The organism is Nocardioides nitrophenolicus (assembly GCF_016907515.1).
GTDB lineage: Bacteria > Actinomycetota > Actinomycetes > Propionibacteriales > Nocardioidaceae > Nocardioides > Nocardioides nitrophenolicus.
The window spans coordinates 339963-354052 of the sequence record NZ_JAFBBY010000001.1; the positions used below are offsets into that span (position 1 = coordinate 339963).

General features: G+C 74.7%; 17 protein-coding genes. 4 read left to right on the forward strand and 13 right to left on the reverse strand.

The window, feature by feature from the left end:
* Nucleotides 1-12: 12 nt before the first annotated feature.
* Nucleotides 13-645: a nucleotidyltransferase domain-containing protein gene (locus JOD66_RS01625; RefSeq protein WP_204835213.1), complete on the reverse strand. Its 633-nt coding sequence runs from the start codon at nucleotides 643-645 to the stop codon at nucleotides 13-15.
* A gap of 69 nt (nucleotides 646-714) precedes the next feature.
* Between JOD66_RS01625 and JOD66_RS01630 the strand changes: the two genes are divergently transcribed.
* Nucleotides 715-1527, forward strand: coding sequence for an endonuclease/exonuclease/phosphatase family protein (locus JOD66_RS01630; protein WP_204835214.1), 813 nt, complete (start codon nucleotides 715-717; stop codon nucleotides 1525-1527).
* On the opposite strand, the gene JOD66_RS01635 is transcribed toward JOD66_RS01630, so the two are convergent.
* A complete protein-coding gene (locus JOD66_RS01635; RefSeq protein ID WP_204835215.1) occupies nucleotides 1484-2512 on the reverse strand; it encodes a 6-phosphofructokinase in 1029 nt (342 codons plus the stop codon). The two genes, JOD66_RS01630 and JOD66_RS01635, sit on opposite strands and share 44 nt — an antisense overlap.
* Before the next feature lie 47 nt (nucleotides 2513-2559).
* On the opposite strand from JOD66_RS01635, the gene JOD66_RS01640 reads away from it, so the two are divergent.
* On the forward strand, nucleotides 2560-3378 hold the full coding sequence (locus tag JOD66_RS01640) for a DUF1028 domain-containing protein (RefSeq protein ID WP_204835216.1): 819 nt from the start codon (nucleotides 2560-2562) through the stop codon (nucleotides 3376-3378).
* Between the two features lie 153 nt (nucleotides 3379-3531).
* Here the strand turns inward: JOD66_RS01640 and JOD66_RS01645 are convergent, their stop codons facing one another.
* Genes JOD66_RS01645 through JOD66_RS01670 form a run of 6 tightly spaced genes read right to left on the reverse strand, consistent with a single transcriptional unit; the run spans nucleotide 3532 to nucleotide 8048 of the window.
* A complete protein-coding gene (locus JOD66_RS01645; protein ID WP_204835217.1) occupies nucleotides 3532-4428 on the reverse strand; it encodes a hypothetical protein in 897 nt (298 codons plus the stop codon).
* 18 nt (nucleotides 4429-4446) lie between these two features.
* Nucleotides 4447-5049, reverse strand: a complete 603-nt coding sequence (locus JOD66_RS01650) for a TetR/AcrR family transcriptional regulator (protein WP_204835218.1) — start codon at nucleotides 5047-5049, stop codon at nucleotides 4447-4449.
* A gap of 7 nt (nucleotides 5050-5056) precedes the next feature.
* Nucleotides 5057-5710, reverse strand: a complete 654-nt coding sequence (locus JOD66_RS01655) for a response regulator (RefSeq protein WP_204835219.1) — start codon at nucleotides 5708-5710, stop codon at nucleotides 5057-5059.
* Nucleotides 5711-5731: 21 nt separating this feature from the next.
* Nucleotides 5732-6238, reverse strand: coding sequence for a flavin reductase family protein (locus JOD66_RS01660; RefSeq protein WP_204835220.1), 507 nt, complete (start codon nucleotides 6236-6238; stop codon nucleotides 5732-5734).
* Nucleotides 6235-7308, reverse strand: a complete 1074-nt coding sequence (macS, locus tag JOD66_RS01665; protein ID WP_239545024.1) for a MacS family sensor histidine kinase — start codon at nucleotides 7306-7308, stop codon at nucleotides 6235-6237. The genes JOD66_RS01660 and macS overlap by 4 nt, the downstream gene beginning before the upstream one ends.
* A gap of 29 nt (nucleotides 7309-7337) precedes the next feature.
* Nucleotides 7338-8048, reverse strand: a complete 711-nt coding sequence (locus tag JOD66_RS01670; protein ID WP_307823234.1) for a lysophospholipid acyltransferase family protein — start codon at nucleotides 8046-8048, stop codon at nucleotides 7338-7340.
* A 122-nt stretch (nucleotides 8049-8170) separates the two neighbouring features.
* Between JOD66_RS01670 and JOD66_RS01675 the strand changes: the two genes are divergently transcribed.
* Both JOD66_RS01675 and JOD66_RS01680 read left to right on the forward strand, forming a co-directional pair.
* Nucleotides 8171-8959, forward strand: a complete 789-nt coding sequence (locus tag JOD66_RS01675) for an alpha/beta hydrolase (RefSeq protein ID WP_204835222.1) — start codon at nucleotides 8171-8173, stop codon at nucleotides 8957-8959.
* Nucleotides 8960-8991: 32 nt separating this feature from the next.
* On the forward strand, nucleotides 8992-9426 hold the full coding sequence (locus tag JOD66_RS01680; RefSeq protein WP_204835223.1) for a hypothetical protein: 435 nt from the start codon (nucleotides 8992-8994) through the stop codon (nucleotides 9424-9426).
* Here the strand turns inward: JOD66_RS01680 and JOD66_RS01685 are convergent.
* Genes JOD66_RS01685 through JOD66_RS01705 form a run of 5 tightly spaced genes read right to left on the reverse strand, consistent with a single transcriptional unit; the run spans nucleotide 9374 to nucleotide 14087 of the window.
* Nucleotides 9374-10630, reverse strand: a complete 1257-nt coding sequence (locus JOD66_RS01685; RefSeq protein ID WP_204835224.1) for a glycosyltransferase 87 family protein — start codon at nucleotides 10628-10630, stop codon at nucleotides 9374-9376. The two genes, JOD66_RS01680 and JOD66_RS01685, sit on opposite strands and share 53 nt — an antisense overlap.
* The gene (locus tag JOD66_RS01690; RefSeq protein WP_204835225.1) at nucleotides 10627-11538 is read right to left on the reverse strand and encodes an ROK family protein; all 912 of its coding nucleotides are present in this window, start codon (nucleotides 11536-11538) and stop codon (nucleotides 10627-10629) included. The genes JOD66_RS01685 and JOD66_RS01690 overlap by 4 nt, the downstream gene beginning before the upstream one ends.
* 1 nt (nucleotide 11539) lies before the next feature.
* The gene (locus JOD66_RS01695) at nucleotides 11540-12487 is read right to left on the reverse strand and encodes an ROK family glucokinase (RefSeq protein WP_307823235.1); all 948 of its coding nucleotides are present in this window, start codon (nucleotides 12485-12487) and stop codon (nucleotides 11540-11542) included.
* A complete protein-coding gene (locus JOD66_RS01700) occupies nucleotides 12484-12888 on the reverse strand; it encodes a hypothetical protein (RefSeq protein ID WP_204835226.1) in 405 nt (134 codons plus the stop codon). Before JOD66_RS01700 ends, JOD66_RS01695 begins: the two co-directional genes overlap by 4 nt.
* Complete coding sequence (locus tag JOD66_RS01705) at nucleotides 12885-14087, reverse strand: ArsA family ATPase (RefSeq protein ID WP_204835227.1); 1203 nt, start codon at nucleotides 14085-14087, stop codon at nucleotides 12885-12887. The genes JOD66_RS01700 and JOD66_RS01705 overlap by 4 nt, the downstream gene beginning before the upstream one ends.
* Between the last annotated feature and the right edge of the window lie 3 nt (nucleotides 14088-14090).

A 14090-nucleotide genomic window follows, 5' to 3' on the forward strand; every position in this document is an offset into this window, starting at 1 on the left:
AGTACCCGTGCCTCACCTTCGCGCAGGACGCGGCGAAACGGAAGCATTTGGGGGCGAGGGCGGCATGTCGCCGCGCTGGGCCGACGCCACGCCGAGTGCCTCGAGCAGGCCGAGGAAGGCGGCGGCGAACGGGTTGTCGGCGGTCTCGGTGGCGACGGTGCGCCAGTCGACCTGCTCACGGACGGCCCGCGCCACCGGCAGCACGGCGGTGAAGTCGCAGGCGTGCTCCTCCAGCGAGCCGAGCTTGTCGGCCATCAGCACCGTCGCGGACAGCACCGGCATCCGCACCGACTCGACCTCGATCTCCTCCGCGTCGGCGAAGCGGGCGCGGGCGATCGGCTCGTTGCGCACCCGGAAGATCACGTCGACCATCGCCCGGTCGACGAACACCTTGAACAGCCAGTCCTCGGGCGGCTGGACGACGTCGAGGCCGCTCTCGGCGAGCACGTCCTTCACCCGGGCCGCGTCCTCCTCGGCGATCATGAAGTCGACGTCGTGGTCGGGCTCGGGGCCGCCCCGGGCCCACAGGCCGTAGCTGCCCGCCAGGGCGAACGGCACGTCGGCCTCCTTCAGGCGCACGGCCACCAGCTTCAGCGCCTCCCGCAGGTGTCCGGATCCTCCGGCACCCTCCCCTGCCTCGACCACCCGGCATCACCTCGCGTGGTCGAGGTACCCGGCCGGGTGCCGAGCATCCGGGCGGGTACCGGGGACGGGATGCGCATCGTGACCTTCAACATCCTCGGCGGCCGCACCCAGCACGACCACGAGGTCGACGTGAGCGTGCTGCAGGACGCCATCCGCGACCTCGACGCCGACGTGCTGGCGTTGCAGGAGGTCGACCACCTGCTCCAGCGCTCGGGCCACGCGGACCTGACCGCGCTGGCCGCGGAGGCGATGGGCGCCACGGACCACCGCTTCGTCGCCGCGCTCGCCGGCAGCCCGGGCGCGACCTGGACCGCGGCCACCGGGGACGAGCAGCCGACCGACGCGGCGTACGGCATCGCCCTGCTCAGCCGACTGCCGGTGACCGGCTGGCAGGTGGTCCGGCTGCCCGCGACGGCGACGCGGGTGCCGATGTGGTTCCCCGGCCGGACCCGGCCGACCTGGGTGCGCGACGAGCCGCGGGTCGCGGTGGCGGCGACCGTCGCCGCCGAGCACGGCCCGGTGACCGTCGCGACCACCCACCTGTCCTTCGTGCGGTGGTGGAACGGGCGCCAGCTGCGGCGGCTGGTCCGAGCGCTGTCCGGGTCGCCCCGGCCGCTGCTGCTGACCGGCGACCTCAACCTGGGCGTCGACCGGGCCGCCCGGATCTCGGGGCTGCACCCCCTCGCCGCCGAGCCGACCTTCCCCGCCGACCGGCCGGTCGAGCAGCTCGACCACGTGCTGTCCGAGCCGGTCCTGCCGGCGGTCGCCGAGGCCCGGCTGATGCGGCTCTCCGACCACCGGGCGCTGGTCGTCGACGTCGACCTCGCCGCGGATCCGGTCAGCCGAAGAAGACCTGGGCCTCGGCGTACTCCTGCGGGCTGACCAGCTTGAGCTCGCCGGTGCCCTCGACCAGCGGCACCCGCTCGATCCGGGTGCCGCGCAGCGCCACCATCACGCCGAACTCGCCGTCGGCGACCGCGTCGATGGCCTGCAGCCCGAACCGGGTCGCCAGCCAGCGGTCGAAGGCGGAGGGCGTGCCGCCGCGCTGGATGTGGCCGAGCACCACGGCCCGCGCCTCCTTGCCGGTGCGCTGCTCGATCTCGTGGGCGAGCCGGTCGCCGATCCCGCCGAGACGGACGTGCCCGAACGCGTCCTTCTCGCCGCTGACCAGCGTCATGCCGGTGCCGTCGGCGGGAAGCGCGCCCTCCGAGACCACGATGATCGGCGCGTACTCGCTGCGGAAGCGGGTCTCGACGTGCGCGCAGACCGCCTCGATGTCGAAGGGCACCTCGGGGATGAGCACGGCGCTGGCTCCCCCGGCGATCCCGGCGTGCAGCGCGATCCAGCCGGCGTGGCGGCCCATCACCTCCACGACGAGCACCCGGTGATGGGACTCGGCGGTGGTGTGCAGCCGGTCGATCGCCTCGGTCGCGATGTTGACGGCCGTGTCGAAGCCGAAGGTGAAGTCGGTGCCGGAGAGGTCGTTGTCGATCGTCTTGGGTACGCCGACCACCGCGACCCCGAGGTCGGCCAGCCGGGTCGCGACGCCGAGGGTGTCCTCGCCCCCGATCGCGACCAGCGCGTCGACGCCGGCGGCCGCGAGGTTGTCCTTGATCCGCTGCACGCCGTCGTCGATGGCGAACGGGTTGGTGCGCGACGAGCCGAGGATGGTGCCTCCCCGCGGCAGGATGCCGCGGCACTGCTCGATGCCGAGCGGCATCGTCACGCCCTCCAGCGGCCCGCGCCAGCCGTCGCGGAAGCCGACGAACTCGAACCCGTGGTCGTTCACCCCCTTGCGCACCACGGCCCGGATCACGGCGTTCAGCCCCGGGCAGTCACCGCCTCCGGTCAGCACTCCCACGCGCATGGCTCCCAACGTACGTCGCTTCTCGGCGCGGTATCTAGGCTCTGCCCATGACCTTCTCGATCGTGGCCCGCTCCGCCGACGGCGAGACCTGGGGTGTCGCCGTCGCCTCCAAGTTCCTCGCGGTCGGCTCCGCCGTACCCGCGGCGGTCGCGGGAGTCGGTGCGCTCGCCACCCAGGCCGACGCCAATGTCGCCTACAAGGGCCTCGCGCTCTCGCACCTCGACGAGGGCGCGACCGCATCCGTCGCACTGCAGCGCCTGCTGGAGGAGGACGAGGGCCGCGCCCACCGGCAGGTCGGCATCGTCGACCTCGACGGCAACGCCGCCTCCCACACCGGGGCCGAGTGCATCCCCTGGGCCGGTGGCCGCACCGGCGACGGCTACGCCGTCCAGGGCAACTGCCTGGCCGGCGAGGAGGTCGTCGCGGCCATGGAGTCGGCCTGGCTGGAGAGCCCGCCCGACGCGCCGCTGCAGGACCGGCTGCTGGCGGCGCTGGCGGCCGGCGACGCCAGCGGCGGCGACCGCCGCGGCCGCCAGTCGGCGGCGATCCTCGTGGTCCGCGAGGGCGCCGGCTACGGCGGCCTCGACGACGTCGCGGTCGACCTGCGCGTCGACGACCACGCCGCGCCGATCGACGAGCTGACCCGGCTGCTCGACCTGCACGACCTCTACCTGACCGCCTCCACCGACGAGGAGAAGGTCGCCGTCGACCCGGCGCTGCGCGAGGAGCTGGAGGCGTTCGCCGCCGCGGCCGGGCTGCGCGACTTCCACACCTGGGTCGGCACCGAGAACTACGAGATGCGGGTCGCGCCCGACCTGGCCTGGATCGACCGGCGGGTGTTGGGGATCGTGCGCGGCGACGGGTGAGGGGTTGCAGGAATCGCCGGTCGACCGGCGATTCCTGCACTTGTCGGGCGTTGCAACGCAGGACAAGTGCCAGAAACACCCGCCCAGTGACACTCCTGGGGCTGCTGTGACCGCACCTCCAGGAGTACGCCGACCCGGCGGCCGGCGGGTCGGTCAACGAGCCTTGACCCGCTCCAACGCCCGCTGCGCCGCGTCCCGCTCCGCGGTGGCGGTGCGCAGGTCCGCGCCGGTGCCGTCGCGGACCTCCTCCGCCTCGGCCAGCTCCTCCTCCAGCGCCTCGGCCTGGTCCTCCAGGTCGGCCAGCCGGCGACGCAGCTCGTCGGTCTCCGCCTCGAGCTGCAGCGAGCGCGCGGAGAGCCGGTCCACCTCGCCGGAGGCGTCGTCGTGGGCGGCCCGGGCGGCGTCGTACTCCTCCTCGGCCGCGGCGAGGCGCTCCTCCGCGGCGGCGACGGCCTTGGCCGCCCGGTCCGGGTCGGGTACGACGTGCAGGTCGGGTGGTCCCGGTCGGGGGGCCTCGCGCGGCGTCGCGCTGAAGCCCAGCGCCTCGGGCAGGGCCACCGCGCTGGCGAGGTCGGCGGCGTCCATCGGCTCGACGCCGGTGGTGCGCAGGGCGCTGACGAGCAGGCCGCTGCGGACCGCGCGGCCGCACTCGGCGTCGACCATCGCGGCGGTCAAGGTGGCCTCCACCTGCTCGGCGACGGCCTCGGTGACGCGCATCCCCTCCTCGGCGGCGATCCGGCGGGCCTGGGTGGTCACGGCCGCGGTGACCTGGCGGCGCTGCTTGGTCAGCGCCCGCAGCTCGCCGGCCGACATCGCCTGCTGGGCCTCGCGCAGGGCGGCCCCGACGCTGAGGACCTGGTCGACCTGGCCCGCCTCCCGGCGGACCAGCAGGTCGACGACCCAGGCGGCGGTGCTGGGCTTGCGCAGCGCCTTGACCTGCGCGGCGAGCGCCGTGCCCTTGAGCTCCTTGGCCCGCGCGTCGCGGGTCGGGGTGAACTCCGCGAGCGGCAGCGCGTAGAGCTCGTCGGCGATCTCCAGCAGGTCAGCCACGCTCGGAGTCTTCCAGACTCATCGCAGCCCGGCGCCGATCATCGCGACGGTGAGGTCGACCAGGTCCGCGCGGGCCACGCCCTCGGGCCGGGCGAGCGCGATCCGCAGGCAGGTCGAGACCAGGACGCCCATCAGCATGAACACCACGGCCTCGAGCTGCTCCGGCGCGAGGTCGGGGCGGTGCCGGCGCGGCAGCAGCGAGGCCAGCCGGTGCAGGTCGGCCTCGATCTCGGGCAGCACGTTGGCGCTGCTGCCGGCCGGCAGCTGGTTGACCATCGCCGTGATCACGCCGCGGTGTCGCTCGAAGCCGTCGACGAGGGTCACCACGACCATCCGCAGCGCGGCGTCGAGGTCGAGCTCGAGCGCGTCGACGACGCTGACCATCAGGTCGTCGCTGATCGCGCGCACCGCCTCCTCCCGAAGGACGCCGAGCAGCTCGGTGCGGTCGTTGAAGTAGCGGTAGAAGGTCCCGCTGCTGACGTGCGCGTCGCGGATCACCGCCGTCGTGGTCAGCCGGTCGAGGCCGTCGCGGTCGAGGATCCGGACCGCGGTGTCGAGCAGCAGCCGCCGCGTCTGGACCGCCCGTTCCTGGCGCGGCCGGGCCCGCTGCCGCTCCGCCACGGAGCCGTCAGTCCTCGTCCTGGTCGAGGCCCTGCTCGATGACGTACCGGGTGAGCTCGACCCGGTTGTGCATCTGCAGCTTGCGCAGCGAGTTCTGCACGTGGTTCTGCGCGGTGCGGTGGGAGATCACCAGTCGCTCGGCGATCTCCTTGTACGACAGTCCCTTGGCCACCATCCGCAGCACCTCGGTCTCGCGGTCGGTCAGCCGCTCGCCGGGCGGGGTGGCCGGCTCGTTCATCCGCCGGAACTCCCCCAGCACCAGCGCCGCCAGGCCGGGGGTGAAGACGGTGTCGCCCTTCGCGACCCGGCGTACGGCGGTGAGCAGGTCGTCGCGCGACGCGGACTTGAGGAGGTAGCCCGTCGCGCCCGCCTTGACCGCGGCGAGCACGTCGTCCTGCTCGCCGGACGCCGAGAGGATGAGCACCCGGGAGGACGGCTCGGCCGCCAGGACCTGCGCGGTCACCTCGACGCCGCTCGGCTCGGGGATCTGCAGGTCGAGGACGACGACCTGCGGCCGGGTCGCGCGGAAGCGCGCGATCGCCTCGGCGCCGGTGGCCGCCACCGCGACCACGTCGAAGCCCGCCGCCTGGAGGTCGCGCTCGACGGCGTCGCGCCACATCGGGTGGTCGTCGACGACCATCACCCGGATCGGGTCCGTCATGGCAGGGACCCTAGCCGGTGCTCACGGCACCCGCAGGAACCGACCACGGCGGTGCAGCAGCGGGTCGTCCTCGTCGCCGACCACGACCTGCTCGAGGACGGCCGTCACCTCCACCGACCAGCCGACCTCCCGCTCCTCGCTCAGCCGGACACCGGCCCAGGTGGTGGCGCTCGCGAGGCGCGGCCCGTGGGCCTCGGCGACGAAGGCGGCCTGGCGGAACGGGCCACCGGGCGCGGGCGCGGTGCCGGCGAAGGCCTCGGCGAGCTGGCGGTCGGCCCAGGTCAGCAGCTGGACGACGGCCCGGCCCGAGGAGCGCAGCTCGTCCAGCAGGTCGGAGTCGGGGTCGAGCAGCGCGAGCACCGACGGCGCCGGGCCGAGCGCGACCATCAGCGAGGTCACGGTCAGGCCGGCGCGGTCCCGCTCGTCGCCCGCGGTCCACAGCGTGACGGCGCCGCCGACCCGGCCGCGGAAACGGCGTGCCGGGTCGGGATCCGCGTCGGCGAAGGGATGGGTGCTGTGGATGGTCATCGGTCCTCCTCCCGCGGTACGACGAAGGTCCACTCGGTCCCGTAGGAGCCGGTGTCGAGCGAGGCGGTCCCGCCGAGGTCGCGGATCCGGCCCCGGATCGACTCGCTCACGCCGAGCCGCCCCTCCTGCTCCGCGACCTCCAGCCGGCCGGGGGCGATGCCGGGGCCCTCGTCGCGCACGCTCACCTCGACCCGGTCGCCGAGGTCGTCCACCAGCACCCAGGCCCGGGCGTCGGCACCGACGTGGCGCTCGACGTTGTCGAGGCAGGCCCCGACCACGGCCGCCAGCTCGGTCACGGCGTGGGCGGGCAGCGCGACCGTACCCGCGGGCAGGGCGACCTCGACGCCGGGCCGGGACCCCAGCGCGCCCAGCGCACCGGCGAGGTCGGCGTGCCCGGCGAGCGCCTGCGGCGTCGCGGTGACCGCGTCCTGGGAGCGGATCAGGGTGCGCAGCGCCTGCTCCTGGGCGCCGGCCGCGCGGCCCAGCTCGCCGCCTTGACGCTGCACCAGGGACAGCACCTGCAGCACCCCGTCGTGGACCGCCCGGGCCAGCCGGGCCCGCTCCGCGGCGGCCGCGGCCTCGCGCTGGGCCTGGTCGCGCTCGGCGGCCATCGCCTTCAGCGACTCACAGACGAAGCCGACCATCGAGCCGCCGAGGAGGATCAGGAAGACGTTGCCCCAGTCCTTCTGGGCGACGTGGTCGCGGGTCAGCAGGTCGACCGCGCCCAGCAGGACGGCGGCGACCGTCCCGCCGCGCCAGCCATAGCGCACCGCCCAGGCCAGCAGCGCGCCGACGATCCAGTAGCCGGGGATGGTCGCCTGGAACCAGGGTCCCTTGACGACCGGCGTCGCGAGCAGCAGCCCGACCGCCAGGGCCAGGTCGGCCAGCAGCACCGCCGGGACCCGCCGCTCCGGGGCGGCGTACACGACGGTCGCGGCGACGGTCGCGACCACCATCACCGCCACGCAGACCCAGCCGAGCACCGGGTGGTCGAAGTTGCTGCGGTAGGCGTTGAGGGCGACGGCGTAGCCGAGCACCACGACCCGCAGCACCGCCAGGGCCCGGAACATCCGGTCCTCGACGGCGAGCGCGGCGTAGTTCAGGATGCGAGCTTCCGCTGGTCGCCGCCGTCGGGCTTGCCGTCGGACTTGCGCGACTCGGCCTTGGCGCGCGTGGCGTACATGTCGACGTACTCCTGCTGGGAGAGCCGCATGATCTCGTACATGATCTCGTCGGTGATCGAGCGCAGGATGAACCTGTCGTTCTCCATGCCGGCGTAGCGCGAGAAGTCGAGCGGCTTGCCGAAGCGCACCGTCGGGCGCGTGATCCGGCCGAACTTCTTGCCCGGGGGCGCCACCACGTCGGTGCCGACGACGGCCACCGGGATGACGGGGACGCCGGTCTCCAGGGCCAGCCGCGCGATGCCGGTCTTGCCGCGGTAGAGGCGGCCGTCGTGGGAGCGGGTGCCCTCGGGGTAGATGCCGAACAGCTCGCCGTCGGCCAGCACCCGCTTCGCGGACACCAGCGCGCCCGACGCGGCGTCACCGCTGGTGCGGTCGATCGGGATGTTGCCGGTGCCGCTGAAGAAGTTCTTCTGCAGCCAGCCCTTGATGCCGGGCGAGGTGAAGTACTCCGCCTTCGCGACGAAGCGCACCATCCGCGGGATCACGAGCGGCATGAACAGCCAGTCGGCGTAGGAGAGGTGGTTGCTGGCGAGGATCGCCGGCCCGGTGGCGGGGACGTTCTCGACGCCCTCGGCACGAGGACGGAACACGACCTTCAGCAGTGGGCCGAGAGCGACGAACTTCAAGAACCAGTAGAACAACCTTCTCGGACCTTTCCCCAGGGACGGCCCCCGCCCGGACGGACGCCACTGCCACGGATCCTAGATGAGTGGGTGTCCTCGCCGGGAGGGTGCGGCACAATCCCGTCATGCCTCCGAGCACCCCGGGCCACGCCGCCGACGCGTCCGCCCCCCTGACCATCCCGGCCCGGCCGGAGCTGACCGGCGGGCGCCGGATCGCCGTGCTGCTCAGCCACGGCTTCACCGGCTCGCCGGCGTCGATGCGGCCCTGGGGCGAGCACCTCGGCGCGCTCGGGTACGCCGTCGCCGTCCCCCTGCTGCCGGGCCACGGCACCACCTGGCGCGAGCTCAACACCCTCCGCTGGACGGACTGGTACGCCGAGCTCACCCGCACCTTCGACGCGCTCCGGGCCGAGCACGACGCGGTCGTGGTCGGCGGGCTCTCGATGGGCGGCGCACTCGTGCTCCGGCTGGCCGCCGACCGGCCCGACGAGGTCGCCGGCGTGATGGTGGTCAACCCGGCCGTCGCGACCAAGCGGCTCGACGTACGGCTGCTGCCGGTCCTCAAGCACCTGGTGCCCTCCTTCCCCGCGATCGCCAACGACATCAAGAAGCCCGGGGTCGACGAGCACGGCTACGACCGCACCCCGCTCAAGGCGATCCACTCGCTGATCCAGGCCTGGCCCGCGCTGCGCGCCGACCTGCCGCGGATCACCGCTCCCCTGATCTACTTCCGCTCCGCCGACGACCACGTCGTCGACGAGGCCTCCGAGCCGCTGGTGCGCGCCGGGATCTCCTCGACCGATGTCACCCGGGTGGCCCTTCCCGACAGCTTCCACGTCGCCACCCTCGACAACGACGCGCCCACCATCTTCGAGGAGTCGGCGGCGTTCGTCGCGCGGGTGGCCGGGGTCTGACCCGCGCTGGCTCCGAGGCGTAGCCTGAAGGCGTGCAACGGGACGACCCGGACTACGACGCCGCCGCCTGGCAGGCGATCGTCGACAACTACGGCGAGCGCGTCGATCTCGAGGCGCGCGACGGGGAGGACCTCGACCCCGGCCCGGCGCCCGACGCCGAGGACGACGAGGAGCGCTACGACGACCGCTACGAGGCGGCCTACGACGAGATCGACCTCGTCGACGACGACCGGTTCGTGCCCGACCAGGCGCCGCCCGTGCCCGTGCCGCCGGCCGACCGGCTGCTCGCCTGGCTGGGCGTCTTCGGCTCCCCGACGGTGCTGCTGGTCTTCCTGGTGCTCGGGATCGGCATGCCGACGTGGCTCGGCTGGCTGCTCGTGGCCTGGTTCGTCGGCGGGTTCTGCTATCTCGTGCTCAGGACACCGGGCTCGCCGCGGGATCCCTGGGACGACGGGGCACGCGTCTGAGCGCGTCCCCTGCCGCCGCCAGCGCCGCCACGCACAGACCGGTGAGCAGCAGGTTGCGCACGGCCAGCACCAGCGCCGCCGCGAGGCTGGTGCCGGAGTGCCCGTCGATGAAGGAGCGGTAGGCGTGCGGGTACACGACGTGCGACAGCACCGCCGCGACCAGGAGGGCGACGGTCCAGTGGCCCAGTCTCCGGCGGTCCGTCCCCTCCAGCAGCGCGAGCCCGGCGCACGCGGCGGGGAGCAGCCAGAGCAGGTACTGCGGGCTGAGCACCTTGCCGCTCACCACGAACGCGCTCAGCGCGCCGAGCGTCAGCCACACCACGGCCGGTAGTCCCGTCCGGGCGTCGGGCAGCCGGACCCAGGCCAGCGCCCACAGGCCGACCAGCACGACGAGCAGCAGCGCCGTGACGATGCCGGACCCGACGAGCAGCGCGTCGGTCCAGGGCCCGTCGATCTCCCACGCGAGCGAGCGCGCGAAGAAGATCCGGTGCTCGCCGGGAGCGAGCGCCCAGCGGAGCATCGCGGGCGTGGCGGCGACCGACTCGATCTGGAGGCCCCGGTCGCTCTGGTACGACAGCGGGGACACGATCCGGTCCCAGCCCCCGACGGCGACGCTGACCGCCACCAGCCCGAGCCCCGCCAGCGCCCCGGCTCCGACCACTCGCGACCGGGCGGCGGCGGGCGCCGCCAGCGCGGGCAGCACCAGCGCCGGGCTGTACTTGACGCCCGTCGCGAGCGCCCCGAGCACCGCCGCGCGTCGGGGCGCGTCGACAAGGCGGAGCAGGGCGAGGCCGACGAGGACGCCGGGGACCAGGTCGAAGCGCGCATAGCTGATCGCACCGAGCGCCGCCGTGGCGACGATCCACGCCAGCACGGGCGGCACCGTCCGCGCGCGGTGCAGCAGGGCGCGCAGGAAGGCGGCGTCGAGGAGCAGCAGCAGGACCAGGACCAGCGCCTGGTAGAGGTCGGTGAGGCCGGCGAGGGACAGCAGGGCGTAGGGCGCGACGAGCAGCAGGAACGCCGGCACCGGGTACTCCGCCAGCGTCCCGCCGACGCCGTGGGCGTCGAGGTCGGCGAGGCTGGACCGGTAGTAGTTGAGATCGGTGACCGAGCCGGACTCCCAGGTCAGCAGCAGCACGACCAGCACCAGCCTGGTCAGTCCCCACAGCAGCCAGGCCCGCACCGGGTCGAGCCGCTCGCTCACCCGCGGCCGTCCCGGGCGAGCAGGGCGGCGCCGATCGCGCCCGCCTCGGGACCGAGCCGGGCCGGCACCAGGTCGGGTACGGCGCGGTAGCCGGTGCCCTGCAGCGCGCCGGCGAGGGCGGTGCGCGCCGGGCCGAGCAGCAGCTCTCCCACCGCGGACACCCCGCCGCCGACGACGACCAGCTCCGGGTCGAACGCCGAGACCAGCCCCGCCGCGCCGACGCCCAGCCAGGTGCCGACCGAGGCGAACGAGCTGAGCGCGACCCGGTCGCCCGCGAGCGCCAAGGCGGTCACCTCCGGGCCGTCGAGGTGACGGCCGAGCGCCACCCGGGTCACCCGCTCCAGGGCCCGGCCGCTGCAGTACTGCTCCCAGCAGCCGCGCAGCCCGCACTCGCAGGCCAGGCCGTCGGGCACGACCTGCATGTGCCCGAACTCCCCCGCCAGTCCGTGCGCCCCGCGCACCACCCGGCCGCCGAGCACGAGCGCGCCCCCGATGCCGGTGCCGATGGTGATGAGCAGGGCCGAGCCGGCGCCGACGGCCGCGCCCGCGACCAGCTCCGCGTGGGCCGCGCAGTTGGCGTCGTTGTCGAGGACGACGGGCAGTCCGGTGCGCTCGGCGAGCGCACGCCGCACCGGCGCGTCCCGCCACGGCAGGTGGGCGCCGAACAGGAAGCGCTCCCCCGCTCCGTCGACCAGCCCGGCCGCCGAGAGGCCGAGCGCTCGCGGCTCCCGGTCGGCGTACACGTCACGGGCGGCGCGCGCCACCGCCTCCTCGACCTCCGCTCCGCCCGCGGAGCGGCCCGGCATCGGGCGGGTCGCACTCGCCCGGACGACGCCGGCGGCGTCGATCCGCACGGCGAGCACCTTGGTGCCGCCGACGTCGACGCCGACCCAGGTGTCGGTGGTCATCTCAGCCGCGGGCCAGGTCCGCCGCGCCGACGACCCCGGCGCGGTTCCCCATCGCGGCCAGCCGGATCTCCGCCTCGGGCCGGTAGCCGCGGCCGGTGAGCTCGCGCTCGAAGGCCGCCCGGACCGGGTCGAGGAGCAGCTCGCGGGCCTCGCTGACCCCACCGCCGATCACCACGACGCCCGGATCGAGCACGGCGGCCAGGGACGCGATCCCCTGGCCCAGCGCGTCGCCGAGCACCTCCAGCCGGCCGACCGCGAACGCGTCGCCGGCCTGCGCGGCCGTCGTGATCAAGGGTCCGTCGATCGCCTCGACGCTGCCGCCGGCGCGCTCGAGCAGTCCGGCCGCCGCGGCCGGGTGGGCCAGCACCGCCTCGCGGGTGTCGCGAACCAGCGCGGAGCCGCTGGCGTACTGCTCCAGGCAGCCGTGGTTGCCGCACCCGCACAGGCGGCCGTCGGGCACCAGGCGCAGGTGGCCGATCTCGCCGGCGACGCCGTGGGCGCCGCGCAGCAGCCGGCCCCCGGCGATCACGCCACCGCCGACGCCGGTGCCGACGGTCACCATCAGCTGGTCGTCGTGGTCGCGCCCGGCGCCGTAGCGGAACTCGCCCCAGGCCGCGACGTTGCCGTCGTTCTCGACCACCACCGGCAGCCCGACCAGCCGGCCGAGGTCGGCGCCCAGCGGCTCGTTGCGCCAGGCGATGTTGGGGGCGAAGAGCACCGTGGAGCGGTCCGAGGCGATGTAGCCGGCGGCGCCGACGCCGACCGCGGTCACGGCGTGCTCGGCGACCAGCTTCCCGACCAGCCCGGCGACCGCGGCCTCGATCGCGGTCGGGTCGGTGGCGGGCGAGACGACGCGCGCCTCGGCGAGGACGGTGCCGTCCTCGTCGACGACCGCGCCGGCGATCTTGGTGCCGCCGATGTCGATGCCGCAGGTCAGGCTGCCGGTCACGGTGTGGGCTCCTCGTCGTCGAGGTCGATCCGCTGCACCTCGGAGCCCCGGGTCGAGCCGTCCCGCGGCGTCTCCAACAGGCCGGCCGCGGCCTGCAGCAGGGACGAGGCTGCCACCATCAGGTGCGCCTTGACCTCCGGGGAGGTCTGCCGGACCGCGTGGACCACCCGGCACACCGGGCAGTACCTGCACTCGACCGCGTCGGTCGCGAGGTGCTCGCCGACCTCGTGGGCCATCGACGCGGCCTGCCCCGCGAGGTTGCCGAGCCCGCCCGCGGCGTCGCCGGTGTGCTGGCGGGCCAGGTCGGCGAAGGCGCCGAGGAGCTTCATCGCCTCCTCGCCCACGCTGCCGATGTCGTCGGGCTTGTCGTCGGGCCTGTCGCCGGGCCTGTCGTCGGTCATCGCGCCTCCACCCGCTCGGGCTCGGTGAACCGCACCCGCAGCTCGCCCTCGACCACCCGCGCGCCCGCCACCCGCAGCCGCGCCAGGCCCGGCGGCAGGGTCAGCAGCCGGCGGTAGGAGCCGACGGTGAGCACGAGCTCGTCGCCGTTGCGGGCCAGGTCGACCTCGGAGCGGGACACGTGCGGCAGGGACAGGTGGGCGACGGCGCCGCCGTCGTCGCCGCGGGACACCCGGAACGGCCCCTCGCCGGCGGGTACGGCGAGCGGGTCGGCGGCGCCGTACAGCTCGGCCGCGAGGGTGCTCAGCGCCGGCACGCCGACCGGCTCGGCGGCCTGGTACTCCGAGGTCCACACCGGCAGCCCGCCGAAGGACTGGGCGACCTCGCGCAGCACGTCGGCCTGGGCGCGCACCCAGCCCGCCCGCCACGGGTCGTCGTCGCCGGCCGGGAAGACCCGGTTGGCGACCACCCCGTCGACGCGGTACCCGAACAGGCACAGGCTGGTGTAGGCCCGGCGCGCCTCGGCGAGCACGACCTGCTCGGGCGTGAGCACCAGGCGCACCGTCGAGTCGGGGCCGGACAGCAGCGCGTGGACGTCGTCGAGCTCGCCGTGCAGGCGGGTGATCGTGTCGAAGACGGCGTCGCCCGGCATCGGCACGCCCGCGGCCCGGTTGAGCACCGGCCGCAGCGCCTTGACCAGGCGCCGCTGGATGGGCAGCAGCCGCTCGAGGTACCAGCCCAGCGCCTCGGGCAGGGCCAGCAGGCGCAGCGTCTCGGCGGTCGGTGCGCAGTCGACGACGATCACGTCCCAGCTCCCGGAGCGGGCGTGCTGGCGCAGCTCCAGCAGGGCCAGCACCTCCTCGGCGCCCGGGATCACCGTCATCTCCTCGGCCGCCACCGGGTCCATCCCGACGGCGTCGAGGACGGAGAGCAGGTAGCGCTGGATGTCGGCCCAGGACTGCTCGAAGCGGAGCTGGGCGTCGACCTGCTGCAGGTGGAGGCCGGGCGCCACCTCGATCGGCTCGGCGCCCGGGTTGGTCGAGCCCGCCGAGACCGCGCCGTACGCGTCGGCCAGGGAGTGCGCGGCGTCGGTCGAGATCACCAGGGTGCGCAGCCCGCGCGCGGCCGCGAGGGCGGCGGTGCCGGCGGCCACGGTGGACTTGCCGACACCGCCCTTGCCGGTGAAGAGAACGATCCGCACGGG

What these genes read in the sequence shown, in the direction of transcription:
- JOD66_RS01630 (WP_204835214.1), top strand. Translation starts at nt 715, where the DNA reads ATGCGCATCGTGACCTTCAACATCCTCGGCGGCCGCACCCAGCACGAC.
- JOD66_RS01635 (WP_204835215.1), bottom strand. Translation starts at nt 2,512, where the DNA reads ATGCGCGTGGGAGTGCTGACCGGAGGCGGTGACTGCCCGGGGCTGAAC.
- JOD66_RS01640 (WP_204835216.1), top strand. Translation starts at nt 2,560, where the DNA reads ATGACCTTCTCGATCGTGGCCCGCTCCGCCGACGGCGAGACCTGGGGT.
- JOD66_RS01655 (WP_204835219.1), bottom strand. Translation starts at nt 5,710, where the DNA reads ATGACGGACCCGATCCGGGTGATGGTCGTCGACGACCACCCGATGTGG.
- JOD66_RS01660 (WP_204835220.1), bottom strand. Translation starts at nt 6,238, where the DNA reads ATGACCATCCACAGCACCCATCCCTTCGCCGACGCGGATCCCGACCCG.
- macS (WP_239545024.1), bottom strand. Translation starts at nt 7,308, where the DNA reads ATGTTCCGGGCCCTGGCGGTGCTGCGGGTCGTGGTGCTCGGCTACGCC.
- JOD66_RS01675 (WP_204835222.1), top strand. Translation starts at nt 8,171, where the DNA reads ATGCCTCCGAGCACCCCGGGCCACGCCGCCGACGCGTCCGCCCCCCTG.
- JOD66_RS01690 (WP_204835225.1), bottom strand. Translation starts at nt 11,538, where the DNA reads ATGACCACCGACACCTGGGTCGGCGTCGACGTCGGCGGCACCAAGGTG.
- JOD66_RS01700 (WP_204835226.1), bottom strand. Translation starts at nt 12,888, where the DNA reads ATGACCGACGACAGGCCCGGCGACAGGCCCGACGACAAGCCCGACGAC.